The sequence below is a fragment of the Lysinibacillus mangiferihumi genome (genome assembly GCF_003049665.1).
Classification (GTDB): domain Bacteria; phylum Bacillota; class Bacilli; order Bacillales_A; family Planococcaceae; genus Lysinibacillus; species Lysinibacillus mangiferihumi.
On the sequence record NZ_PYWM01000001.1, the window covers coordinates 245338 to 269510 of the forward strand.

Genomic DNA, 24173 nt, shown 5'->3' on the forward strand with positions numbered 1-24173 from the left:
ATACTTGTGGCAAATGGGAAACCTGCTGGGAATAATGCAGGCAAGTTATGGATTATTATCGGCTTACTAATTGCTGTGTTTGGTGGCGGTATGACACTTATGACAAATATGATGAATGAGAAAAAAATAGATGCCATGACCGAGCAATGCGAAAACGATGGAGGCAAAGCCATCGTGTCAAAAGAAAAGAATTTTCTAGCAACAAACTATTCATTTGAATGTAAAAAATAGTATGATTCACGTATGAATGAACGCAACTTTTAAAGGAAGTTCCTTTAAAGGTTGCGTTTTTTTGTTATGGTCTTAAAGATAAATCTACTATTTTTCCATTGTTATATAAATATTTAAAATATATTGATTTTTCTATTATCTTATGCTATAAAAAAATAATTAAATGAGAATCAATTGAGAATTTAAATTGTAGGAATGTGGAACAGTGTTGACGATAACAAAATGCTAGAAATAGGAGGTATATTTCTATATGAAAAGAGGCGATGAAATTAAAAAGATTCCAGCACTGTATCTTACTCTAATGCTAATTTTTCTTTCGTTAATAATATTAATCAGGAATTATGATAGTCAGCCTACTTGGATAACGGTTTTTGCGATATTTAGCATTTTAGGATTTTCCGTATTCACCTATTTGGATAGAGATAAATTTTTCAAAAAGTAAAGTACTTAATAAAACATAGCTATTATGCAAAATTCTTCCTTGTCAAATGAAAGGAGGTGAGCCATATGTTAGCCAAAAAAACTGAGAGGATAAAAATAGTCGTGATAGCGTTGGTGGCATTATTGTTATGGCCATCTGGGGCTTTGGCAGTGTCACATCATGCTATGACAGCAACAGTTGCTACACAAAGTGATTCATTCAATCGCGGAGATGTTTCTCGTAAATGGCTAGCACCAGGACCAATCACACAATATCCAAATGAAGGTGGCACTTGGCAGTATGGATTTTGGAATGCGAAAGTTTGTTCATACTACAAAGTGGATCGCTGTCATGGAAGCACGGTGATACTGAATTACAGTGACCAGTTAAAATCTACATAGTGTAATTTGAACAATCAAATTAGCAAACATTAATAGAAGTATTGATGTTTGGAGGGATATTTCTGTATGAAAAGAGGCGGTGAAGGTGAAAAAAATTAAAAAAATTCCAGCACCTTATGTTTATCTAATGCTAATATTTATTTCGTTACAATCATTAATAAGAGATTATGAAAGTCAGCCTATTTGGATAACGGTTTTTGCGATATTTAGCATTTTAGGATTTTCCGTACTCACATATTTGGATAGAGATAAATTTTTTAGAAAGTAAAGTGTTCTATCAATTTCTATCCATTACATAATAAAAAATAGCCATAAATTCTTCCTTGTCAAATGAAAGGAGGTGAGCCATATGTTAGCCAAAAAAACTGTGAGGGTGAAAATAGTAGTGTTAGCGTTGGTGGCATTATTGTTATTGCCATCTGGGGTTTTGGCAATGTCTTATAATGCTAATGATCCTCTATTTGCTGCATCATCTAAAGTTGCCACACAAAGTGATCCATTCAACCGAGGAGACATTTCTCGTAAATGGCTAGCACGAGGACCAATCACACAATATCCAAATGAAGGTGGCACTTGGCAGTATGGATTTTGGAATGCTAAAGTTCGTTCATACTACACTGTGGATCGCTGTCATGGAAGCACAGTAGAATTGAATGGTAATCAATCTAGATCAATTGATACTAGAGCAGGCGAAAGATCTATTGCTGAACTTTGGGCAGTACAGCATCCTCGCCACGTTGATCAATATTACTATCGAGTATGCGATTAATTACTAAAGATTCCATACTTTAGAGGCTTGTAATGTCTTTCGCAGTAGGCTTTCCAAGCTTCTCAATGAAAATGAAAGATTAGGGGGAGTGGTTATGCTTAAAAGAGTAGTGCAACTGACATCTTTGATTTGTGTAATGATGCTGTCTCTGCTTATTTTTCAATATACGTCACTTGTCCAACAGCGGTTGCCATTAGGCACTACCAATCAATTTGATTTAAATCTTGCTGAAACTACGATTGCAAAAGATCAATTGATTTCGGATCTTAACCGACTAACAGATCAATATAATGCAATTGTAGTCAAAACTTCAGTAGATCCAGAAAACTACAACAACAAAAAAGATATCATCTATTTTGGTACTGCCAAACCAGCATTTCATGGTTTGCTTATAGAGCAAAAAGAAATTAAGTGGTTCGATTCTTCTTTAACAGGTGACTTGCTTTCAACTGCAGAAATAGGCACCCGTTCTTTATCAGGCACCTATGCTTTTAACGCTGGAAAAGATTTTCAAGTAGCAGTAAATGATTGGGCGCAACAGCATCAAATTCGGATTTTATTTGTTCAAGAACCATCGATATTTACAATCGTTTATGCATTCTTATTTCAAAATGGTACAGGGAATGCAGTGCTCGCTTCCTTGCTGTTATTAGTAACGACCATTATTACGTGGATATTTCAACATGCAAAAGCAAGGTCTATTCGATTATTAGGCGGCGTTAAAGCTGGGAAAATTCATGTGGAGGATACAACAACAATAGTATCTTTTGTCTTTGTCGGATTTTTACTAGGTTTGTTTATGTCATTAGGCTATGTAGGTGTCATAAAGGATATTCGACAAATTCCATTGGTATTCAATCGTCTACTACTTTGTTTAGTGCTATTCTTAATTGTCGTTGGGTTCATCACAGCCTTGCTTTCACTAATGGCTAGCCCCAAAGCTGCCCATATTGCCAAAAGACAAATTCCGTTGAAGCGGTTTTCCGTAATGGGAAAGCTAAGTCATGTTCTTGTTATAATTTTATCGCTCATTGTTATCCCGACCATTATCACATCTATACTAATAACCAATCAACTGTCAAAAGACTATGCGCTTTGGGACAAAATGCACAATATCGTTCGGCTATCCATGTCTGACTTGGATTCATTAGAACAAGAGGCGGTACTTCCCGATGTAGAAGACTTTTTTTCTAAAATGCAAGAGGCTAATAATTTAAGTCTTTCTTTAGTTATTGATAAAGCGATTTTTTTAGAGCCATCTGAGATGAGTGGATATGATCATATTATTATGACAGATCGAGCTTGGATTGATTTGCTAGAAATAGGTGTGGAAACAGAAGGCAAGGGCGGGAAACTCATTGCAAAAAATGTTAAAGATTTACCAGATGAATTGGCTTCGTTTTTAAAAGGGCAAATTCCGCTATGGACGAAACATAATGATGTTTATCCAGCGCAAGGTTTAACTTTTTACGAATATGTGGGAACGAAATTTCTTGCATTACCACCAAATGTTGGTTTAGCAGGGGAAACAGTGCAAGCAGAAAATCCGTTAGTTATACTGATAGATGGTCAGCTAACAGACATTGTAAAAACGAAAGGGTTCTTAATATCTTTAGCTTCTAGTGGAAATATCGTTTTTTTTGATGAGAATCATTTACAAGCAGCTTTAGCTAACTCCGTTATGAAACCTTCTATTACGTCGATTAATGGGATAGCAGACGTTGCTTTGGAAACGGCTCAAAGGTTTAAACAACAATACGTTTACTATATTGTATCGGGAATACTTATTGTCGTAACTATGTTTTTGACTGCTATATTAAATGGCAGACTGTGGGCAGGCACGAATGGTAAACGTATTTTCACCTTGCACACCTTTGGCTACCCATACACATCGATTATTAGACCGGCTTTAAAGCGACAACTAATGACAATCATTTTAACAACAATTCTTGGTTCCATCATTGGTTATTTTATCCACTATATGCAACTTAGCGTTATACTTTTATCTGCATTGCTTGTCGGAATCTTATATTGGCTAGGTAGTTACATTTCCTTTCAAAATTCCGCAAAACAAGCATTTTATCGTACGAGTCATCGGCACAATTAATGTCTTAAAGGAGTAATGAATATGATTATTCAAACGAAAAATATTGGCATTGAAATTAGTGGCAAAACGATTTTTTCTAATATTTCTCTTGAGATCAACCCGAATGAAATGATTGCCATTACCGGTCCATCTGGTAGTGGCAAAACAACACTGTTAAATTGTCTAGGTCTTATTCAATCAGTTAATAACGGGGACATCCTAATAGAAAATCAAAATGCTAGTCAATGGAAGGAAAAAGAAAAAATAAGTTTTTGGAAAGACAAAGCGGCATTTATTTATCAAGACTATGGCATTATTGAGGATGAAAATGTCAGTTATAATGTGACATTAAATAAGCGACAAGCCAAAACACAGGTTGTGGACGAAATCCTACATACAGTTGGACTTGGTGGAAGAGGGCATGATATGGCGGCTGTGTTATCAGGAGGAGAAAAACAGCGTCTAGGCGTAGCACGCGCCATTTATAAGAAAGCCACAATTATCTTTGCGGATGAACCAACAGCCTCTCTTGATCAATCGAACAGAGAAATCATTATTAATCTACTAAGAAAGTGTAGTGAAAACGGTGCTAGTGTGATTATTGCAACGCATGATGAAAGGCTTGTAAGTGTTTGTGATCGAAGTATAAATTTGAAACCATTTATGTAAAAGAAGCGAAACGGTGGATTATTGTTCTGGTGTTCCAGGGCTTCATGACAACCTACCTTTAAATGTGATAAAAATAAAAATTCACTATACAAATTTCTACCTTCGTCTATACTTGATTTAACGCAATGCAGAAGGGAGTGGCGAAATGTGTTTATCCGTTTAACTAAGGAGCAACAAGAACAAATCATCGCCGATATACAACGCTTTTTCTATAATCAACGTGAAGAGGATATTTCCTATTTTGAGGCAGAAAGGGTATTTGATTTTGTAAAAGAGAATATTGCTCCATATATTTATAATGCGGCCATTTCAGATGCAAAATATGTAGTGGAAAGTCAATTATCAGCGCTGGACGAAGAACTGATGGCTTTGGAACGCCCAATAAAAATAAAATGACAGTGCCAGTCACCCAAACAATTATGAAAATTCAAAGAAACTTCTCCATAGGATAATCAAATGCATTATGATAATGGTAGCAGAATTCATTATAAAAAAGTTCTGGCAAATACCTTGATAACATTCTAACAAAAAGTGGGGAAGTTTATGCAAATAGTAACTGTTCAACATTATGATGCATTTAGTACGGAGCCTAATAAGGGGAATCCTGCTGGGGTTGTAGTGGAAGGAAGCCAATACAGTGAGCAAGAAATGCAAGAGATTGCTAGAATGGTAGGCTTTAATGAAACTGCCTTTGCCTTGCCATCTAATCAAGCAGACATACGTATCCGTTATTTTACACCAGGGCACGAGGTGGATTTATGTGGACACGCCACAATGGCAACCATTTATGCTCTACAAACACAAGGGTTTTTAGCAAATAAATCAAGCATTACAATTGAAACGAAGGCGGGGATCTTACCAATCCTGCTGGAAGAAAAACAGGAAAAGCTATACATAACAATGCAACATGCGGCACCACAATTCGTAGATTTTAACGGATCTAAGGCAGCGCTTGCACAGTCTATAGGCTTAAACGAGGATGAATTACATGCAGAATTACCTATTGTCTATGGAAGCACAGGCTTATGGACTTTATTAATACCTGTTCAACACTTAGCCTCGTTTGAAAAAATGAGTCCACAAACCGCTACATTTCCGTCTATATTAAAAGAAATGCCAACAGCATCGTTGCATCCATTTTGTTTACAAGCATTCGATAAGTCGGCAGATATGCATGCCAGACATTTTTCATCGCCATACTCTGGAACAATACAAGATATCGTAACAGGGACGGCTTCAGGAGTCATGGGAGCATATTATGCAAAGTATATTAATCCTGAAGTGTCATATCCGAAAACACTTGTTGTTGAGCAAGGGCAAGAGCTTGACCGAGATGGTCGCGTCCATGTTCATGTAAACAAAGTAGATGGTGAAGTGGATATTTCAATCACAGGAACAGCTGTCTATGTAAAGGAAGTGCCAGTCACTCAAACAATTCTCACACAATTTCAAACAAAAGAGACTGTTCTATATTAGAACAGTCTCTCTGCTATACCAGAAATTTCCTTACTTTTGTAGTATGTCACATACTCTACCTATTTGACCATCTGTTAAACGAACTTTAATACCATGTGGATGGTTCGAGGAATTGGTTAAAATATCTTTCACGATACCTCTCGTTTTAACACCTGTTCGCTGATCTTTTTTAAGAATAATATTGACCTCTAGGCCCGGATAAATATCTTTTCGATTTTGACCGTTCATACTGTACCTCACATTTATATAGCATGACTCAAATTATAGCATATGTGTCGTTAGTTACCTATGGCAAATAGAGATTGAAAAAGTGAGGCTACTAAAGCGACAAATAAAGTATCATCTGATTGAAATAGCTTATAGACAATTCCTTCACGTTGAATCCCGCTATCTACAAAGCTTGCACTCGCAATTTTTTCATCATTGCAATATAAAAATGCCGTTGAAGTAAAGTCTTTCTCAAAGCGAAAGACGAGACCATCCATTGTAAAGGAATAGGAAGATTCCAATAATTGAACTGTTTTTCGCTGAATAGGTATCATACTTCCATCTGGCATGATTAAATGATGGCTTACGCCTTGTGTTAACAATGTGGAACGCACTTGAAAAAGAGCTTCTCCTTTCGTAGTGCGTGTTTCATAGCGATGTGGCAACGATTGTTGTGTTGCTACTAGCGCAGCTACATTCAGTACTTTCACAATATTGGAACGCTTTACAGGTTGGAGAATACAAACTGTTTCATGGTCACTATTTAGGATAGGGTACTTTGACGGTCTATCAAATGCTTGGGAATATGTAAGTGTAAATGTTGCCATAAAAAAACCTCCAATTTACTTACTATACGAGTAAGCAAGACTGGAGGTTTCATTATTTAGTGTTGGGAATCATTTTAACTTTGTGCATGCTGTCTGCTCCGAGTCGATGTTATTTTCCCTGTGAAACGGCATTTTATTTTTTGTAATTTCACTACATTTTTTGATATATATATGATTAAATTGATGTAATAATAACAATATTATGTCTTGTTTTCTAAAAAAACTTGTATCATGCTTTTTTTATGTAGTAAAATTACAAATAAATTTGGGAGGTGATTTTCAATTGTTAAGCTTCGAAGAAAGAATTAATAGCAAAATGAACTCGCTAACTATTTCTGAGAGGAAGGTAGTTGAACAGTTAAAAATGCATGAGCAACCCTTTTTGCTATCAATGAACGAACTTTCACTATTGAGCAAGGTGAGTGAGCCGAGTGTTGTTCGACTGTATAGAAAGCTTGGTTATGCTAGTTACCAAGAGTTAAAAGTAGCACTTGCTCAAGAGCAAGTGAATAACCGTTTCACATTAATAGCGAACGACAATGACATTAAGGATGATGATCTTGCTGATATCGTTTTCGATAAAATGGCCGATCAGCTTGCTACAGCGATGTCGATGACGAAAGAAAAAATAAACGTTCAACAGATGGAAGAAGCGGTTCAAATTATCTCAAAAGCAGACAGGTTGTTTTTTTTCGGACAAGGTCTTTCAGGTAACATTGCAGAAGACGGTGCTCATAAATTTATGAGAATGGGCGGTACGACAATCGCTGTAAAGGATCCACATTACCAAGCAATTTATGCTAACCATATGAGTAAAGATGATGTTGTCATTGTCATATCGCATTCTGGAGAAACAGTCAATATTATAGAGGTAGTGAAAATGAGTCAAAAAAATGGAGCATTTGTCATTGTTATTACATCGAATTCAAACACAACGCTTGCTCAAATGGCTGATACATTGCTTCTTACGCAGGCGCAAGAGACAGAAAAGCGATCGGATGCGATGGTCAGTCGCCTCGTGCAACTTGCTTTAATTGACACCTTATTTACAAGGGTTGTTGCAATCGGAGGGAGTTATGTAAAAGAAGCCATTAATCGTTCAAGATTAGCTGTTACTAGAATGAAGAAGTAAATGATAAATAAAAATGTAAGCGTTGTCACCTTAACTAAATTTTTACTTAAGGAGGATACACTACAATGTTAACAGGTCATACACTCATTTTTGGGTTTGTTCTTGCTTTAATTGTTTTATTTGTCCTTATTATTAGATTCAAATGGGATGCCTTCGTTTCTCTTTTAGTCGTTGCCCTTGGTCTTGGCTTATTATCAGGCATTCCCGCGAAAGAAATCCCTGGCATTATCGCTTCTGGATTTGGCAATACACTAGCTGGTGTTGGTATTTTAATCGGACTTGGAATACTATTTGGTCAATTTTTAGCATCATCAGGAGCCATCAATAAAATTGCTACTGGGATGCTAAGCGTCTTTGGAGTGAAAAAATCTCCCTACGCTATTGCCATGACATCGATTACTGTTTCAATTCCTGTATTCTTTGATGCAGCGTTTATTATTTTACATAAATTAATCCAAAATATTTCCCTTAAAACAAAAATAGCACTTGCTACTTTTGTTGCCATTCTTTCGATTGGGTTAATTACTGCCCATAGTTTAATTATCCCGACACCAGGGCCATTAGTGGTTGCTGACCAAACAGGGTCGGATATCGGAGTATTTCTTCTTTATGGATTGCTTGTTTCAATTCCTGGCGTACTCGTAGGTGGTGTCATGTATGGAAAGTTTATCGGGAAGCGCATTGCAAATAATGGACGTCTTGATGATTATGAAATGTCTGAAGGAAATAGCACAATTGCTGACAGAAAAGAAATTTCAACAGTTCTTTCATTTGGCATACTCGCTTTACCAATCATGTTGATTTTATCGAACACATTCATGAATTTACTGTTCAGAGACAGCCCAGAACATTTCATTCCAACTATATTTTCCATTATCGGAGATAAAAATGTTGCGCTGTTAATTAGTTTAGTTGTCGCGATGTTTGCCTTAAAGCCATACATCAGGGAAGATTCTAAAACTGTGTTTGCCAAAGCATTTGATCAATGTGGTTTGGTCATCCTTATTACTGGAGCAGGTGGTGCCTTTGGTAAAGTGGTTCAAGAGACAGGCATCGGTGATTTACTAATTGCTATGATGCAAGGGCTTAATATGCCTGCCTTATTGCTTGCATTTTTATTTTCGCAAATCCTTCGTGCATCGCTAGGGTCTGCCACGGTGGCGCTTGTGACAACATCTGCAATTATGGGTCCGTTAGCGACGGAACTTGGCGTATCGCCAGTCTTACTGGGTCTTGCAATTTGTGCAGGCGGCGTCGGTTTATCACTTCCTAACGATTCAGGTTTCTGGGTAGTAAGTAAATTTGGACGTTTATCCATAACAGAAACAATAAGAGTTTGGACAATTGGGGGCTTCTTATCAGGTGTAACCGTATTACTATTCGTCTACATTCTCAGCATATTCCAAGGAATTTTACCAGGATTATAATTTACTTGTTTAATAGCGTTGCTTTAGATACGAAAAAGGTATTTATCACTGATTAATGAACAACTAGATTGGAGCTGAAGTCAAAATGAAGAAAAAAATAGGATTTATTGGACTTGGCATTATGGGGGCGCCAATGGTACGCAACCTTTTGAAAAAAGGGAATGATGTGACTGTATTCGATATAAATCCAACCACAGTTGATATGCTTACACAAGAAGGCGCAAACAAGGCAGCTTCTAGTAAGGAAGTAGCATTAACAAGTGATGTGGTGATTACAATGTTACCGCAAGGGGCAGATGTTTACCAAGCTATTTTCGGCGAACAGGGGGTAATGGAAGGTGCTCGTCCGGATATGATTATTATCGACATGAGCTCAGTCACACCTTCAGAATCAAAAGAAATGTTCGAGCTCTCTGCCAAACGAGGCGTTCATTTCCTTGATGCACCAGTGAGTGGGGGGGAGCCAAAAGCAATTGATGGAACATTGACAATTATGGTTGGTGGAAAGGTAGAGATATTTGAAAAGGTAAAAGACATTCTTGGTAATATGGGGAGTAACATTGTCCATGTTGGTGATACAGGCTGTGGCACTACGGCAAAGCTAGCTAATCAAATAATCGTAAATTTAAATATTGCTGCTATTTCCGAAGCACTTGTGCTAGCGACAAAAGCCGGTATTCATGTGGGGAAAATGTACGAGGCAATTCGTGGTGGACTTGCGGGAAGTACCGTAATGGATGCTAAAATTCCAATGATTCTTAATCGAAACTTTCAAGCGGGTGGCCGTGTGGACATTAATCTGAAAGATATAAAAAATGTAATGAATACTGCACATGAGCTAGCGGTTCCACTGCCATTATCGGCGCAACTTTTAGAGATTTTTTATAGTTTAAAGGCAGATGGAAAAGAGAGATTGGATCACGCAAGTATTGTCCAACATTATGAGAAATTAGCGAATGTTGAAGTTTCAAGAGAGGGGTAATCATCATGGTAACGAAAAAAACATCGGAAGTATTATCGAGCCTTCTTGAATCGAATCATAAGCAAATTCAACTAAAATTAAAGGATGAGCTAAGGAGTTTTCATCATAAAATCGTTGTTCTTGATGATGACCCAACTGGTGTTCAAACCGTTCATGGTGTGTCAGTTTATACGGATTGGACAGAAGAAAGCATTCAGCAAGGATTTCGCGAAAAGAATCAGGTTTTTTTTCTGTTAACAAACTCCCGCAGTTTTTCGGCAGAGGAAACAGCCTTCGTCCATCGGGACATCGCACACCGTGTACATGCTATTTCTTTGCAAGAAGGAAAGCCTTATGTGTTGATTAGTCGAGGGGATTCCACATTGCGAGGCCATTACCCGCTAGAGACGGAAACATTGAAAACTTCAATTGAAGAAATTTCTGATACAACGTTTGATGGGGAAATTATTATTCCTTTTTTTGAAGAAGGCGGTCGTTTAACAATCCATAATATTCATTATGTTCAGTATGGAGATGAACTTGTTCCAGCAGGTGAAACTGAATTTGCGAAAGACCGTACTTTTGGTTTTGTTTCCTCTCATTTGGGCGAATGGATTGAAGAAAAAACAAAAGGTGCTTATACAAAAGAAGATACAATTTATATCACGCTTGAAGACTTACGCTCACAAAATATGAAAGCCATACAAGCGCAATTACTAGCAGCAAAAAATTTTAGGAAAATCGTTGTCAATGCAGCAGCTTATAGTGATGTTGAAGTATTTGTTATTGCCTTGCTTCAAGTCATGAAAGCAGGGAAATCATTTATTTTTAGGAGTGCCGCTTCTTTAACAAAGGTTTTAGGCGGTATTTCGGATAAGCCACTTTTATCAAGAGATGAGCTGATGACAGATAAGTCGTCCAGCGGGGGACTGATTGTAGTTGGTTCCCATGTGCAAAAAACAACAGACCAATTATACGCACTTCTGGATAGTGGACTTGTCACAGGGGTAGAGCTTAACGTTCATCTTGTGCATGATGATGAGAAGTTTCAACAAGAGGTTCAACGTGTTCGCACTACTTGCGAAGAGCTAATCAGTGCAGGTAAATCCGTAGTGTATTACACTCGTCGCGAGAGGCTAGATTTAGGAGAAAACCAAGGTGAAAACGAACTTCAATTAGCTGTTAAAATTTCAAATGCTGTGACAAGTATTGTTTACAATTTACAGGTACAGCCAAAATACATTGTTGCAAAAGGCGGAATTACTTCTTCAAGCGTGGGAACAATTGGACTATCGGTTAAGCGTGCGACAGTAGCTGGCCAAATAAAACCCGGAATTCCCGTATGGAAAATAGGACAAGAAAGCAAATTCCCCGATTCATGTTACATCATTTTCCCTGGCAATGTCGGCACAATCAATACGCTAAAAGAAGTGATTGAAGTGTTGGAAGGAGAAATAAAGTAACCATTTTGAACATATTTAACCTTTTAGAGAAAAGATAAACCGAACTTCTTGCTACTAATGAAGGCGTTACGGTTTTTCTTTTTATGTTAAAATAGTTATTTATTCCATAGAAAAGGGAAGTGGAAAAATTGATGATTTGGTGTACATTCTTTCCTATGTTTCAGCTAACTAGGAAAAGTTTATGCTGAAAACGGCTGTGCAGGCATTTTTTTGTTCGTTAGTCCTACATATACTATTCGTTTTCATTATGTATGGATGGTCATATATTAAAGAGATTTTCGGAAAGGTAAAACTAGGGGAGAGATATGTAGCAGAAAGTCATACCGATGTGATGTTCGTTTTTATAGGTTCCCCGATCGTTTTTATAGTGACGTCGTTTTTGGGAATAGCAATAGTAAGTGCTTTTCTGATTCGCTTGACTAAAAAATTTCTTAAGACACGGGGCGTGCAAGAAAACTAGCAAAAGGATTGACTTACTATAAAAAACATCCAATCTACTAACTTTACTAGTAGATTGGATGTTTTATGTTTAAGCGTTGTGAATCATTTCACCTGAAAGAGCGCGTTTTTCTTGGTCCGTATCAAATTCTTTTTCCATCTTCGATACGACAACTGTTGCTACACCGTTACCAATTAGGTTAGTGACAGCACGAGCCTCAGACATAAAGCGGTCTACACCTATTAACAGAGCAATACCTTCTACAGGAATCATCGGGAATGCAGCAAGTGTTGCAGCTAGTGTAATAAAGCCTGAGCCTGTGACACCGGCAGCACCTTTAGAAGTTAACATTAAAATCCCTAGTAAAGTAAGCTGATGCCAAATATCTAAATCTACCCCATAAGCTTGGGCAATAAAAATAGCCGCCATGGATAAATAAATGGAAGTACCGTCCAAGTTAAAAGAATAACCTGTTGGCATAACAAGTCCAACTACTTGTTTTGAACAACCGTAATTTTCTAATTTGCGCATCATAGAAGGTAGCGCAGATTCTGAAGAAGAAGTACCGATTACGATAAAAATTTCATCTTTGATGTATTTAATAAATTTAAAAATATTAAAGCCAAAGTAACGTGTAATTAAACCAATAATGACAACAATAAATAGGAACATTGTAAGGTACACAGAGAGCATTAAGAAACCTAAATTACCAAGCGATTTTAAACCGAAGTTCCCAATTGTGTAACTCATCGCACCAAATGCACCAATTGGAGAAATTTTCATCACCATATTGACAATTTTAAAGAAAATATCTGCAACGTGTTCAAAAAATTTGATAACAGGTTTTGCTGGTTCACCTATAGCAGCAGCAGCTAAACCGAATAATACTGCAGAAAATAAGACAGGCAATAACTCGCCATTTGCTAGTGCACCAACTACATTATCAGGGATAATTTGCATTATAAATGCTCCAAATCCATGCTCAGCAGCAGCAGCTTGCTCTGTATATTGAGCAACATCTGCAGCATTGGCTGCATCAGTATTAAATCCTTTACCAGGTTGAATAATATTTACTACAAGTAAGCCAATCGCAAGTGCGAAAGTAGAGACAATTTCAAAATAAATTAATGCTTTCCCACCAATTTTTCCGACCTTTTTCACATCGCCCATGCTACCAATTCCGATAACGACCGTTAAGAAAATTATAGGTGCAATTAACATCTTAATTAATTTAATAAATATATCAGCTAGTATTTTTAAGCTAGCACCGAACTCTGGGAATGCGGCTCCAACAATAATACCGAGTACGATGGCAATCAGCACTTGTACTGTTAAGTTTTTAAAATTTATACGCATAATACTTCCCCCTTGAAAAATGTATAATTTGTGAACGCTTTCATGTGGTTATCATAGCTGAAATTTTCCGACAATAGTTTTTATGACCGTAAAGTTTCTATTGTTCATTTTGTTCATTTTTCGTTTCGATAGTTTGGAAGTTAGTAATATCAAGGGTTGAAGGCTGTTTTATAGTAGATTATAAATTATTGAATCTATTATAATACAAAAGAAAAAATCCTCACGAAAAGTGAGGATTTAGCCAAAATGACCAAAAAGTTTAGGGAGAAACAATTTTTTGGATTTCAGATAGTATATGATGCTGTTTGACATCTGATTTATAGAAATCATAGACAGGAGCTAGTTTTTCTTGAAAACGTTGTCGTTCTGCATCACTCATTGTGTAAATTTCAAAATCGTTCTCTTGTTGTAGTTTACGTAAATCATTGCTGTTCATAAAAACTGCTTGCTTAAATTGCCAGTCAGTAGTTTCTTTCATCGCTTCCATTAGTTGTTTTTGAACTTTGGGTGGTAGCTGTTCCCAAAATTTTTCATTCATTAAAACCGAATAACCTAAAATACCATGTTTAGTTAATGTCATATTTTTTTGAACTTTGTAAAAGCCTTTGGAAAAAATATTAGATGCCGTGTTCTCTTGTGCATCGATAGCGTGTGCTTCAAGGTCAGTAAAAATTTCACTAAAGGAAATCGATACTGGCGTTGCACCTGCTAAGCTGAATTGTTTTTCAAGTGTTTTGCTTGGCATGGTACGTATGCGTAACCCTTGTAAATCCTCAAATGAATGAATTGGATGCTCGGCAGTTAAATGTTTAAAGCCATTATGCCAAAAACCGAGGCCGCGAACATTAAAAGGCTTCAGCTCATCTAGTAATTGTTCACCGATGGGTCCTGTCAAAACTTCACGTACTTCATCATCTGTATGAAAAAGATAGGGCAGATCAAGTACTTGCCAATCTGGTAGGTAAGAAGTCATTTTAGAAAAAGTAGGGATAATCATTTCAACTTTTCCATCTTGTAACGCTTGGAATTCATTTTCATCGTTATATAGCGAGGCATTTGGATAGACATGTACTTTAACCTTACCATTTGTTTTTTCTTCAACAAGTTCTGCAAATTTAGTTGCAGCTTGTCCTTTCGGCGTATTCTCCGCTACAACATGACTTAAATGGATGGTAATTTGTTTGTCGAGTCCTTTTTGTTCATCATCATACGGCAAGGTTTTCGAAAACAGAAAACCTTGCTGTATACTAAATACAATCGTTAAAACGAAAACAGTGGCAATCGTTCCAAAAATAAAATTTTTCATATAATACACCCAATTGATTCGTATTTTCACATGTTTTTGTTATTCTAACATAGGGAGAAAGCTAATACATAGTAAGAAGGAGGCAATGATATTGAAATTTCAAAAATTATCGATGAAGGGAAAAATCATGTCTCTTACTTTTTTTATACTCATGCTTTCCTTTAGTATTGGTGGTACGTTTTTACTAGGGTTTGTGATGAACGAGCAAAAAGAAAAGTTAGCAGAACAGGCGTTATTGGTAGCAAAAACCGTATCACAGTTACCAGAATTAAAATCGGCCATTGCAAACAGCGATTTTTCAGAAGCAACTAAACATATTAATCCTGTTGTGGAAGAAATTAGGGATATTAACGGAGCACAGTATATTGTGGTTCTCGATATGCAACGACGCAAGTACTCCCATCCGAACTCTGAAGAAATAGGGACAATATCACAGTCAGGTGATTTAAACGCGGCATTTTCGGAGCATTATTATACATCAATCGCGCATGGTGAACATGGCGATATGGTGCGTGCTTTTGTCCCGATTATGAATCATGACGGACGTCAAATTGGCGTAGTGATTGTAGGGTTTAGTGTGTTAACAGTTAGCGAGCTACTATCGTCTATACAAAAAGAGCTAATCATTACATTAGTTATGTCATTGTTATTTAGCGCATGGGGTGCTCAAACTTTAGGGCGACATATGAAAAAGCAAATGTTTGGATTAGAACCACACGAAATTGCTAAAATGTATGTGGAACGAACTGAAACATTTAACGCAATGCATGAGGGAATTATTGCCATTGATAAAGAATTTACAATTACAATCTTTAATGAAAAAGCATGTGATATATTAGGCGTAGCACACCGACCTTCGGCATTAATAGGCAAAAAAATCTTCGAAGTATTACCAGATACACGTCTACCCGAGATATTAGCGCTAGATCGCCCACTATATAATCGTGAACTTTATATCAATAATCATAGTATTATGAGCAATCGGATTCCTATACAGGTAAATGGTGAAACCGTTGGTGCGGTGGCTATGTTCAAGGATCGTACAGAAGTGAAAAAGCTAGCCGAAGAACTTACAGGTGTAAAGGCGTTTGTACAGGCATTACGTGTCCAAACGCATGAACATAAAAATAAATTGCATACGATTGCTGGTCTTTTACAGCTTGGCCATTATGATCAGGCACTTACTTACTTAACGCAAGTAAAAGAAGAACATGATGAAATTACGAAGTTTTTAAATGAGCGCATTAAAAATGAAAATATATCGGGTCTATTGCTCAGTAAAATTGCTCATGCGAAAGAGCATGGGATTACACTTGAAATAGACAGAGCTAGTCGTCTGACAACATTTCCGAAAAATTTAGATCATCACGATTTTGTTATTATTTTTGGGAATCTAATCGAAAATGCCTTTGATGCATTAAAGGATAGTCCGATGGAAGAAAAGGTTGTGCATATATCGGTGGATGAAGATGAAGATGTACTGGCAATATTAGTAACGGATAACGGTGTCGGCATGTCAGAGGCAGTAAAGGCACATATTTTTGATAATGGCTATTCGACTAAAGAAAAAAAGGGTCGAGGAATTGGACTATATTTAATAAAAGAAATTGTCCAAAAAGGACAGGGTGAAATTGAAGTAATAAGTGAGCCGAACAAAGGGACGAGCTTTTTATTAACATTTTATCATTCTTAATATACAGCGATTTTTTCGCTAATGAGTTGTACTAGAGTATATGGAGGGCTTGACAGTGACACAAATAAACGTGTTATTAATAGAGGACGATCCGATGGTGCGGGAAGTAAACCGTCAATTCATCGAAAAAGTAGCCGGATTTGAGGTAATAGGACAAGCCTCAAACGGCGTAGAGGGCATAGAGCAAATTTGTTCGTTACAACCAGACCTTGTATTTATGGATATTTTTATGCCAGAGCAGGATGGCCTAACAAGCTTGCGGAAAATTCGAGAATTGAAAATACCAGTCGACGTTATTACCGTAACAGCAGCCAATGATATGGAAACAGTTAAACAAGTTTTGCACCTTGGTGTCTTCGATTATATCATGAAGCCTTTTTCATTTGAGCGCGTACAAGGAACGCTGGAAAATTACAAGCGCTTTAAGCAACAAATGCAAACAGAAAGAGAATTTACGCAAGGAGAGCTCGATCAATTATTCCATTATCATAATGAACAAGAAAAACGTGAGCTAGCAAATGAAGAAAAGTCTGAAAAAACGTTGCCGAAAGGCTTTAATCGAGCAACACTTGAAAAAGTGGTTCATTATTTACAATCAGTGGACGGTGCATCAGCAGAAGATGTTGCCAGTGGGGTGGGCATTGCGCGTGTAACAGCAAGACGGTACTTAGATTATTTAGAAAAACAACAGGAAATTACGATGGATGTCCATTACGGTGGTATTGGTCGCCCAATTAATTATTATTTTAGTAAATGACACTAAGGTGTGCAGAGCGGAAAGCGCCTGTCATAGCTTAAAGCTGGAAAGCAAGAAAGAAGCTGAGACAAAACTAAAAAAATTTAAGGAACAGAGGAAAGGTGTTCGTAAATTTTTGCTATTATTGGAACTTAACCGTTATTTGCAAAAAAATAGAGGTTTTCACTAGTTGTTGGTAGCGAAGGTGATGACTCCTGCTCAGAACGCACACACCGTAAGACGCGGGCATTCCGCGCGTTAGCGAGGGTTGCGGCTTACTGTGCTGAGCGGAAAGCAGCGCCGAAGCGGACAACAACGGCGCAGCAAAAAAGTGTTAGATTGATGACAATCAATCTAACACTTTTTCGTTTTGTTCAAGTACTTTTAACATCGCCCTAAGTCAATTAATAAGGCATAATTTTATCGACAGGTTTAGGCGTTTTAATTTTTGGTAAAATTTTATCAAGTGTCACCGTACGTTGGATCGTATGCGTTGTTTCGTCATTTTCATCGAATTGCTCAAGGAAAGTAATAACCTCTTTTACAATAGGGGTTGGAGTTGAGGCACCGGCAGTGACAGCAACAGTATTAATTCCTTTTAACCAATCAATTTTAAGCTCCGAAACGTCTGCAATACGATATGAAGGTGTGCCAGCAATTTCTACTGATACTTGTGTAAGACGGTTTGAGTTATTAGATTTTGGATCACCAACAACAATTAGTAAATCAGCTTCCCCTGCTTGTTTCGCAACTGCCTCTTGACGTACTTGTGTCGCTAAACAAATTTCTTTATGAACTTCGATATGTGGGAACTTTTCTTTTAAACTATCCATTAAATGTGCAACGTCCCATTGACTCATAGTCGTTTGGTTCGTGACGAGCAATTTATCATTCGTTAAGTTTAATGCATCGATATCCGATGAAGATTGTACTAAATGAACATGATCTGGAGCAACACCAATTGCCCCCTCTGGCTCTGGATGACCTTTCTTACCGATATAAATAATATCATAGCCCTCAGCTGATTTTTCACGAATTAAATCGTGTGTTACTGTTACGTCAGGACATGTAGCATCAATGGATACTAGGCCTTTGCGTTTCGCAATTTCACGAATTTCAGGTGAAACACCATGTGCTGTGAAAATAACAGTGCCTGTTTCAACCTGTTCAATAATTTCTAAGCGATTATCACCATCTAGTGTAATGATACCATCCTCTTCAAAGGCATCTGTAACATGTTTATTGTGCACAATCATCCCTAAAATGTAGATAGGTCTTGGTAATGTTTTATCGAGTGCGGCGTTACGTGCAATGACCATCGCATCAACAACACCGTAGCAATAGCCACGTGGATTAATTTTTAATACTTGCATGGTTGTGACTCCTTTCAAGCTTACCTACCTACATTATAACGGACAGGCACGGCGAATACAAAGAAACCTTCACTCCATAGGTGGCTGGAAAATGCGCGGCTTCGATGGAAGTGGTTGTCGCGGAGTAGTCGACGCACTTTGTTGTGTTGAACGTCTAGTTCTTGTTGAACCTGCTACATTGCTAGCTGCTGATGCATCAGTTGCAGCCGCTGCCGCACCCGCCGCCGCTCCAGCTGCAGGGAGCCCTGAAAAACCTTTATATAGTTTTAATAGTGAAGGAATGTTTTTTACCATAGGCATTGCTTGTTGTATATAAGGGGTATACGTTTTGGCAGAGTTAAATAAACTATTTGCCTGTTGTAAAAATGAACCGATTTTAGAAGGTTCCTGTACAGGTGGTGTTGGCATTTGCCCTCCGAATGCCCCCCTCATGCCCCCAGACATTGGAAAGCCACCTGGAATTCGTGGTTGTGGAAAGCCTCCAGGCGGGTAAAAGGACTGCGGTGGCATTTGTGGAGGTGTTGGCATCCGCATTTGCATGGGCATTTGCGCAGGCATTTGCATGCCACTTGGATACATAGGGAATTGATAAGGTGGTCTAAATACCATAATGATCTCCTTTCATTGTACGTTTTTCATTGATGACATACCTGATTATAGATATGATATGCAGACGCTGATGTTAGCGTTCGACAACGACTAATAACTAGAAAGTGGAAGAAATCGTAAGGAATCATGAAAGAAAAGCTGTAAAAACATCAGTTCCATCAACTGCTTTGTAAATAAAATTCTAAAAAAATACACAATATTTTTACTTGAGCAAGCGTATAATAATTTGTTGGTAAGTGCTAACTTAGGCAAAAAGAATGTGTATTATGGATTATATTAGTGGAAAAATGAATAATTGCGATTGGATTGTAAGAAATATGTTACAGTTATGTAAATGTAGTTTGTTATTTTTACAAAACTGTAATAGTTGGGTCGAATTGAGGAGGGTTTTTTGTGACGATTAAATTAAGAAGTGTGTTATCGTTTGGTATTATTATATTGCTTGTTCTAGTAATGGGGATTGTTCAACAACGAAATGCATCTTCGCAGCTAGAGGAAATACAAGTAATAAAGGAAAAGACATTTCAATCTACATTGCTAGCAGATGAAATGAAGTTGTCAGTTGTGCAGGTACAACAGTATTTAACAGATATTAGTGCCACACGTGCCCAAAATAATTTAGATGATGGGTTTGACTTGGCACAAAAATATAGTGAAATTTTTTATCGAGACTTAGAACAATTGAAAAGCCTTCATCCCCAACAGCAAGAAAAATTAGATACGATTAAACGTGCATTTGATGCCTACTATAGCACTGGGCAGAAAATGGCAACTAGTTATATAGAAGGTGGCCATGAGGCTGGTAATCAAATAATGCTTGAATTTGATACAACGTCAATAGAAATTAATGAAAAAGTAGATGTATTCCAACAAGATAGCATTGCCGAAATGCAAAAAAAATTAGACAATGTTGAACATCTTGTAGACCATAATAGAGACGTGTTCTTATGGATATTTGGCATTATTTTAGTCATTTGTTTAGCAGTTGGCGTCTTGTTAGTTCGTTCAATCGTTGTGCCAGTAAATAAATTGGCGGCAGCGGCTGAAGTGATTGCAAAAGGCGATTTATGTCAAAAAGATATAGAAGTTCGAACAAATGATGAAATAAGAAAATTAGCAGATTCATTTAATTTGATGAAATCTAATTTACATTCACTTATTCATAACATGACATTGAATGTGGAACATACTACTTCCGCAGCGGAGCAATTAGCAGCTAGTACGGACGAGATATCACATTCTTCAAACGATATTGCCAATCTAGTAGAACGCATGGCATTTAGTGATAATCAATCTGCTGCAACTGGGCGGGAGAGCTCAATTGCGATGGATGAAACTGCACAAGGTGTCCAACGTATTGCAGAAGCTACACAAATGCTTCATACAAAAGCAATTAGTACACAAACTGCTGCAAACGAAGGCGAACAAACCTTACATATTGCAGAAAAGCAAATGTCGATTATTCAACAATCATCCCAATCAACAAGTGATCGAATCGATCAGCTAAGTACTCAATCTGCTGAAATTGTTAATATTACAAAAGTGATTTCTGCTATTACGGAACAAACGAATCTGTTGGCACTTAATGCCGCAATCGAAGCAGCCCGTGCAGGAGAGCATGGGAAAGGTTTTGCAATTGTTGCAGATGAAGTACGCAAACTAGCAGAGGAATCCAAAGAATCCGCAAAACAAATTGTCGAGCTAGTAACGCTTATTCAACAAGATACGCAAGAAGTGGAAAAGGCGGTAGGGGAAACAGTAGGCAATGTTGAGGAAGGCGTGAAATTTATTCGCAATGCCCAACATTCCTTCGATAATATTTTAAAATCTATTGAAGAAATGACGGACCAAATTGAAGATGTCTCGGCTTCAACCCAACAAATTTCAGCAAGTACAGAAGAAATGGCTGCCTCGGTAAATGAAATGTCTTCCGCTGCTGTCCATGCTGCTGAACAGTCAGATGCCGTTGCAGCGACAATTGAAGAACAAGTGGCAACTATACAGGAGATTAACACGGTTGCTAAATCGTTAAGTGAGGAAGCGTTATCAGTGAAAGAAGTTATCAATAAATTTAATATCTAGTAAGTTGTCGTTTCATATGCGAAATACAAAAGGCATGACTCCTATACTTGGGAGCCATGCCTATTTTCATACCTTTGTAAAGTTGCTATGTTAATGTTGATTGGAATCGTTTATTTTAGCCGGAGGTGCGCACGTATTGGTTGTACAACTTTTCTGTAAAGAACAAGCTGCACATTTCCCTTTTTTCTGTTTCTTAATGCTCTTATATAAAGTAACCCCTGCATAGCCAAAAATAATACTGCCAATGACTACATTGATGATTATCGACATCTTCTACACCTCAAATAAATAGATTCCCAATTGTGTAAACAACGAGTGCAATTAAATAGGCAACAACAAACGGATAAATTGTCGCGAATAACGTCCATTTAGTAGATTGTGTTTCTCTTTTAATAGCGCCAACCGTTGCTAAACAAGGCATGTAGAGCAACACAAAAACTAAAAATGTATAGGCACTTAATGCATTAAAATGGGTTGTCATAGTGGATGATAATACACCTTCATTGACACCATAAATAATTGCCATCGTTGAAACAATTACCTCTTTTGCTAAAAAGCCCGATATAAGGGATGCTCCAGCTTGCCATGTCCCAAATCCAAGTGGTATAAAGAGGACCCCAAAAGCGCCCCCAATCATTGCGAGAAAGCTTTCATCCATCGCTACATTTGTGCCATGTGGTCCTATATAGGATAATAGCCAAATGATAACGGAGCCCGCAAAGATAATCGTCCCAGCTTTACGAAGAAATCCTTTCCCTTTTTCCCATGTTGAACGCCAAAGGGTTTTAAGCTGGGGCATATGATAGGACGGCAATTCCACAAAGAAAACCGACGTCTCATTTTTTAGGAGTGTCATAGACAATAACTTTGTGACAATTAATGCGATTACAATTCCTAATAGATATAAAGATAACACAACCAACGATTGATGTTTTGCAAAGAATGCTGCACCAAACAAAGCATAAACCGGTAACCGAGCTGAACAACTCATAAAGGGAGCTACAAGAATAGTTAAAAGTCTTTCCTTTGGTTGTTCAATTGTTCTTGCCGCCATAATGCCAGGAACATTGCAACCAAAACTGATAATCATGGGGATAAAAGCTTTCCCGTTCAAGCCAAAGAATTCCATTAGACGGTCCATAACGACTGCAATTCTTGCCATATAGCCCGAATCCTCTAGTAAAGAAATAAAGAAAAACAAGACAAAGATTTGAGGAATAAAAACGATTACCCCTCCAACACCGGCGATAATACCGTCACAAATTAAATGAATAATAAAAGAAGATGCGCCGATTGCCGTTAACCCATTATAAACCGTTTCACTAAAAGGTCCACCAACAAAGCGATCCAAAAGATCTGAAAGGGGCCCGCCAATCCATGCAAACGTTGCTTGAAACATGAAATACATCAACGCTAAGAAGATTGGGACACCTAAAACAGGATGTGTTAAAACTTTATCTATATGTTCTGTCCATTGTTTTTCACTTTTCTCTTGAATGACCAATTCATTTTTAATGGTTGCGATGTAGCTGTCCCGTTGATTTGTAATGGCGCCACTTAACGACTCGCCTATTTCATTTGCTAGTGCCGTTCGAATCGTTTGTATTTTATGAAAGTAGCCCTCGTTTTGTAAAAAAGCATCGATAGCCTGATTGCCCATTAAAAATTGAATCGCACACCATCTTCTTTGCTCAGCAGCCACATTTTGTAGCAGGTCTTCAATCGTTGCAATGGCTGTTTCGATAGGGGTGTCGTATGTTAACGTAAAATGTTGTTCAAGTTGGGAAGTGCTTTCTAATGCTTGATAAATCCCCTCGATGCCTTTCCCTGTACGAGCGACAATTGGAATAACAGGTACACCTAAAGTACTTTGTAATTTCTCTATGTTAATGGAGATGCCTTTTTTCTTCGCAACGTCCATCATATTTAAGCAAATAATAATAGGCTTTCTTAGTTCTAACAAATCGAGTGTTAGTTGCATATTTCGTTCAAAATTGGATGCATCGATAATATTTAAAAGCCCATCTATTTGTTCTTCTAGTAGAAATGTAGTAACGACGCTTTCATCTCTAGAAATAGGATTAAGTGTATAAACACCAGGCAAATCAATTATTTCTTTATTGAGCTTCTTTACCTGTCCTACCTTTTTTTCAACCGTTACACCACTCCAATTGCCAACATATTCGTATGAATTTGTTAATGTATTAAATAATGATGTTTTTCCAATATTAGGGTTTCCTATTAAAGCTAATCGCCTCATAATTGTTCTACCTTTATGTTCATTAAGTCTTTTTTACGCAGGCCAATTTTCTGACCTTGGCATTCCATAATACAGGCGCCAGAAAACCAACCTTTTTGAACCATACATACTTGGCAGCCCTCTTTTATGCCAAATGCATTTAAACGCTTCATTAAGAGTGCATCGACTTGCTGTAGGTCTTTAACTTTAACTTTTTCACCCAATTGAACCGCATGAAGGTCCATGAAATCTACCTACTTCCTTGTGAGTGATAATCATTGTCAAAATAAATAATATAGTATCACCTTTTGTGCAATCTATCAATAAGAGGTTTACAGTAAGAAAACAATATGAAAGTCGCTTTGTGCAATAAGCATAGTTGGGGGATAGTCATGCTTCCTTTAAAGCAGGTAGAAAGTAAAAAGGAGACAATCCAATAGGGGAAGTTGTCTGTCGCCAATGAAGAGGTGTCATGTCATGTAACTGGCA

General features: G+C 37.4%; 25 protein-coding genes. 16 read left to right on the forward strand and 9 right to left on the reverse strand.

Annotated elements, in window-relative coordinates:
- Positions 1–6: 6 nt before the first annotated feature.
- The 9 genes from C9J37_RS01370 (at position 7) to C9J37_RS01410 (ending at position 6053) form a co-directional block, all read left to right on the forward strand.
- Positions 7–231, forward strand: a complete 225-nt coding sequence (locus C9J37_RS01370; RefSeq protein WP_107893915.1) for a hypothetical protein — start codon at positions 7–9, stop codon at positions 229–231.
- Positions 232–481: 250 nt separating this feature from the next.
- Entirely contained in the window at positions 482–673 is a 192-nt protein-coding gene (locus C9J37_RS01375; RefSeq protein ID WP_107893916.1) for a hypothetical protein, read from the forward strand.
- 65 nt (positions 674–738) lie between these two features.
- On the forward strand, positions 739–1053 hold the full coding sequence (locus C9J37_RS01380) for a lactococcin 972 family bacteriocin (protein ID WP_235616988.1): 315 nt from the start codon (positions 739–741) through the stop codon (positions 1051–1053).
- Positions 1054–1138: 85 nt separating this feature from the next.
- A complete protein-coding gene (locus C9J37_RS01385) occupies positions 1139–1321 on the forward strand; it encodes a hypothetical protein (protein WP_107893917.1) in 183 nt (60 codons plus the stop codon).
- Between the two features lie 81 nt (positions 1322–1402).
- The gene (locus C9J37_RS01390; protein ID WP_201262115.1) at positions 1403–1822 is read left to right on the forward strand and encodes a lactococcin 972 family bacteriocin; all 420 of its coding nucleotides are present in this window, start codon (positions 1403–1405) and stop codon (positions 1820–1822) included.
- Positions 1823–1916: 94 nt separating this feature from the next.
- Positions 1917–3929, forward strand: a complete 2013-nt coding sequence (locus C9J37_RS01395) for a bacteriocin-associated integral membrane family protein (protein WP_107893918.1) — start codon at positions 1917–1919, stop codon at positions 3927–3929.
- A 21-nt stretch (positions 3930–3950) separates the two neighbouring features.
- Complete coding sequence (locus tag C9J37_RS01400) at positions 3951–4577, forward strand: ABC transporter ATP-binding protein (protein ID WP_107893919.1); 627 nt, start codon at positions 3951–3953, stop codon at positions 4575–4577.
- Between the two features lie 147 nt (positions 4578–4724).
- Positions 4725–4973, forward strand: coding sequence for a DUF2164 domain-containing protein (locus C9J37_RS01405; RefSeq protein WP_107893920.1), 249 nt, complete (start codon positions 4725–4727; stop codon positions 4971–4973).
- A gap of 147 nt (positions 4974–5120) precedes the next feature.
- A complete protein-coding gene (locus tag C9J37_RS01410; RefSeq protein ID WP_107893921.1) occupies positions 5121–6053 on the forward strand; it encodes a PhzF family protein in 933 nt (310 codons plus the stop codon).
- A 30-nt stretch (positions 6054–6083) separates the two neighbouring features.
- On the opposite strand, the gene C9J37_RS01415 is transcribed toward C9J37_RS01410, so the two are convergent.
- Entirely contained in the window at positions 6084–6281 is a 198-nt protein-coding gene (locus tag C9J37_RS01415; RefSeq protein ID WP_024363006.1) for a YwbE family protein, read from the reverse strand.
- 50 nt (positions 6282–6331) lie between these two features.
- Positions 6332–6868, reverse strand: a complete 537-nt coding sequence (locus C9J37_RS01420) for a tubby C-terminal domain-like protein (RefSeq protein ID WP_107893922.1) — start codon at positions 6866–6868, stop codon at positions 6332–6334.
- 283 nt (positions 6869–7151) lie between these two features.
- On the opposite strand from C9J37_RS01420, the gene C9J37_RS01425 reads away from it, so the two are divergent.
- From C9J37_RS01425 to C9J37_RS01440, 4 genes are all read left to right on the forward strand, one after another.
- A complete protein-coding gene (locus C9J37_RS01425) occupies positions 7152–8000 on the forward strand; it encodes a MurR/RpiR family transcriptional regulator (protein ID WP_167397237.1) in 849 nt (282 codons plus the stop codon).
- A 65-nt stretch (positions 8001–8065) separates the two neighbouring features.
- Complete coding sequence (locus tag C9J37_RS01430) at positions 8066–9427, forward strand: GntP family permease (protein WP_107893924.1); 1362 nt, start codon at positions 8066–8068, stop codon at positions 9425–9427.
- Positions 9428–9512: 85 nt separating this feature from the next.
- Positions 9513–10409 (forward strand): 2-hydroxy-3-oxopropionate reductase, encoded by an 897-nt coding sequence (gene garR, locus C9J37_RS01435; RefSeq protein ID WP_107893925.1) that lies wholly within the window; start codon positions 9513–9515, stop codon positions 10407–10409.
- Between the two features lie 5 nt (positions 10410–10414).
- A complete protein-coding gene (locus C9J37_RS01440) occupies positions 10415–11851 on the forward strand; it encodes a four-carbon acid sugar kinase family protein (RefSeq protein ID WP_107893926.1) in 1437 nt (478 codons plus the stop codon).
- Positions 11852–12380: 529 nt separating this feature from the next.
- On the opposite strand, the gene C9J37_RS01450 is transcribed toward C9J37_RS01440, so the two are convergent.
- Complete coding sequence (locus C9J37_RS01450; RefSeq protein ID WP_024362999.1) at positions 12381–13646, reverse strand: dicarboxylate/amino acid:cation symporter; 1266 nt, start codon at positions 13644–13646, stop codon at positions 12381–12383.
- A gap of 259 nt (positions 13647–13905) precedes the next feature.
- The gene (locus tag C9J37_RS01455; RefSeq protein WP_107893928.1) at positions 13906–14952 is read right to left on the reverse strand and encodes a TRAP transporter substrate-binding protein; all 1047 of its coding nucleotides are present in this window, start codon (positions 14950–14952) and stop codon (positions 13906–13908) included.
- Between the two features lie 85 nt (positions 14953–15037).
- Here C9J37_RS01455 and C9J37_RS01460 point away from each other — a divergent pair, with 85 nt between their 5' ends.
- Together C9J37_RS01460 and C9J37_RS01465 are read left to right on the forward strand one after the other, a co-directional pair.
- The gene (locus C9J37_RS01460) at positions 15038–16645 is read left to right on the forward strand and encodes an ATP-binding protein (RefSeq protein ID WP_428842485.1); all 1608 of its coding nucleotides are present in this window, start codon (positions 15038–15040) and stop codon (positions 16643–16645) included.
- A gap of 55 nt (positions 16646–16700) precedes the next feature.
- Positions 16701–17402 carry a response regulator gene (locus C9J37_RS01465; protein ID WP_024362996.1) on the forward strand — a complete coding sequence of 234 codons (702 nt, stop codon included), beginning with the start codon at positions 16701–16703 and terminating at the stop codon, positions 17400–17402.
- A gap of 383 nt (positions 17403–17785) precedes the next feature.
- Here the strand turns inward: C9J37_RS01465 and C9J37_RS01475 are convergent, their stop codons facing one another.
- Together C9J37_RS01475 and vrrA are read right to left on the reverse strand one after the other, a co-directional pair.
- Positions 17786–18754 (reverse strand): 4-hydroxy-3-methylbut-2-enyl diphosphate reductase, encoded by a 969-nt coding sequence (locus C9J37_RS01475; RefSeq protein ID WP_069513585.1) that lies wholly within the window; start codon positions 18752–18754, stop codon positions 17786–17788.
- Positions 18755–18823: 69 nt separating this feature from the next.
- Positions 18824–19363: a VrrA/YqfQ family protein gene (gene vrrA, locus C9J37_RS01480; protein ID WP_107893931.1), complete on the reverse strand. Its 540-nt coding sequence runs from the start codon at positions 19361–19363 to the stop codon at positions 18824–18826.
- 393 nt (positions 19364–19756) lie between these two features.
- On the opposite strand from vrrA, the gene C9J37_RS01485 reads away from it, so the two are divergent.
- Positions 19757–21445 (forward strand): methyl-accepting chemotaxis protein, encoded by a 1689-nt coding sequence (locus C9J37_RS01485; protein ID WP_107893932.1) that lies wholly within the window; start codon positions 19757–19759, stop codon positions 21443–21445.
- Between the two features lie 90 nt (positions 21446–21535).
- On the opposite strand, the gene C9J37_RS01490 is transcribed toward C9J37_RS01485, so the two are convergent.
- Genes C9J37_RS01490 through C9J37_RS01500 form a run of 3 tightly spaced genes read right to left on the reverse strand, consistent with a single transcriptional unit; the run spans position 21536 to position 23929 of the window.
- Positions 21536–21709 (reverse strand): FeoB-associated Cys-rich membrane protein, encoded by a 174-nt coding sequence (locus C9J37_RS01490; protein WP_081769960.1) that lies wholly within the window; start codon positions 21707–21709, stop codon positions 21536–21538.
- A 16-nt stretch (positions 21710–21725) separates the two neighbouring features.
- A complete protein-coding gene (gene feoB, locus C9J37_RS01495; RefSeq protein WP_107893933.1) occupies positions 21726–23705 on the reverse strand; it encodes a ferrous iron transport protein B in 1980 nt (659 codons plus the stop codon).
- On the reverse strand, positions 23702–23929 hold the full coding sequence (locus C9J37_RS01500; protein ID WP_024362991.1) for a FeoA family protein: 228 nt from the start codon (positions 23927–23929) through the stop codon (positions 23702–23704). Before C9J37_RS01500 ends, feoB begins: the two co-directional genes overlap by 4 nt.
- Positions 23930–24173 lie beyond the last annotated feature (244 nt).

Excerpts from the sequence above, each read along its gene's own strand:
- C9J37_RS01380 (WP_235616988.1), top strand. The coding sequence starts at position 739 with ATGTTAGCCAAAAAAACTGAGAGGATAAAAATAGTCGTGATAGCGTTG.
- C9J37_RS01400 (WP_107893919.1), top strand. The coding sequence starts at position 3,951 with ATGATTATTCAAACGAAAAATATTGGCATTGAAATTAGTGGCAAAACG.
- C9J37_RS01500 (WP_024362991.1), bottom strand. The coding sequence starts at position 23,929 with ATGGACCTTCATGCGGTTCAATTGGGTGAAAAAGTTAAAGTTAAAGAC.
- vrrA (WP_107893931.1), bottom strand. The coding sequence starts at position 19,363 with ATGGTATTTAGACCACCTTATCAATTCCCTATGTATCCAAGTGGCATG.
- feoB (WP_107893933.1), bottom strand. The coding sequence starts at position 23,705 with ATGAGGCGATTAGCTTTAATAGGAAACCCTAATATTGGAAAAACATCA.
- C9J37_RS01420 (WP_107893922.1), bottom strand. The coding sequence starts at position 6,868 with ATGGCAACATTTACACTTACATATTCCCAAGCATTTGATAGACCGTCA.
- C9J37_RS01450 (WP_024362999.1), bottom strand. The coding sequence starts at position 13,646 with ATGCGTATAAATTTTAAAAACTTAACAGTACAAGTGCTGATTGCCATC.
- C9J37_RS01455 (WP_107893928.1), bottom strand. The coding sequence starts at position 14,952 with ATGAAAAATTTTATTTTTGGAACGATTGCCACTGTTTTCGTTTTAACG.
- C9J37_RS01375 (WP_107893916.1), top strand. The coding sequence starts at position 482 with ATGAAAAGAGGCGATGAAATTAAAAAGATTCCAGCACTGTATCTTACT.
- C9J37_RS01410 (WP_107893921.1), top strand. The coding sequence starts at position 5,121 with ATGCAAATAGTAACTGTTCAACATTATGATGCATTTAGTACGGAGCCT.
- C9J37_RS01440 (WP_107893926.1), top strand. The coding sequence starts at position 10,415 with ATGGTAACGAAAAAAACATCGGAAGTATTATCGAGCCTTCTTGAATCG.
- C9J37_RS01430 (WP_107893924.1), top strand. The coding sequence starts at position 8,066 with ATGTTAACAGGTCATACACTCATTTTTGGGTTTGTTCTTGCTTTAATT.
- C9J37_RS01395 (WP_107893918.1), top strand. The coding sequence starts at position 1,917 with ATGCTTAAAAGAGTAGTGCAACTGACATCTTTGATTTGTGTAATGATG.
- C9J37_RS01415 (WP_024363006.1), bottom strand. The coding sequence starts at position 6,281 with ATGAACGGTCAAAATCGAAAAGATATTTATCCGGGCCTAGAGGTCAAT.
- C9J37_RS01460 (WP_428842485.1), top strand. The coding sequence starts at position 15,038 with ATGATATTGAAATTTCAAAAATTATCGATGAAGGGAAAAATCATGTCT.
- C9J37_RS01390 (WP_201262115.1), top strand. The coding sequence starts at position 1,403 with ATGTTAGCCAAAAAAACTGTGAGGGTGAAAATAGTAGTGTTAGCGTTG.
- C9J37_RS01475 (WP_069513585.1), bottom strand. The coding sequence starts at position 18,754 with ATGCAAGTATTAAAAATTAATCCACGTGGCTATTGCTACGGTGTTGTT.
- garR (WP_107893925.1), top strand. The coding sequence starts at position 9,513 with ATGAAGAAAAAAATAGGATTTATTGGACTTGGCATTATGGGGGCGCCA.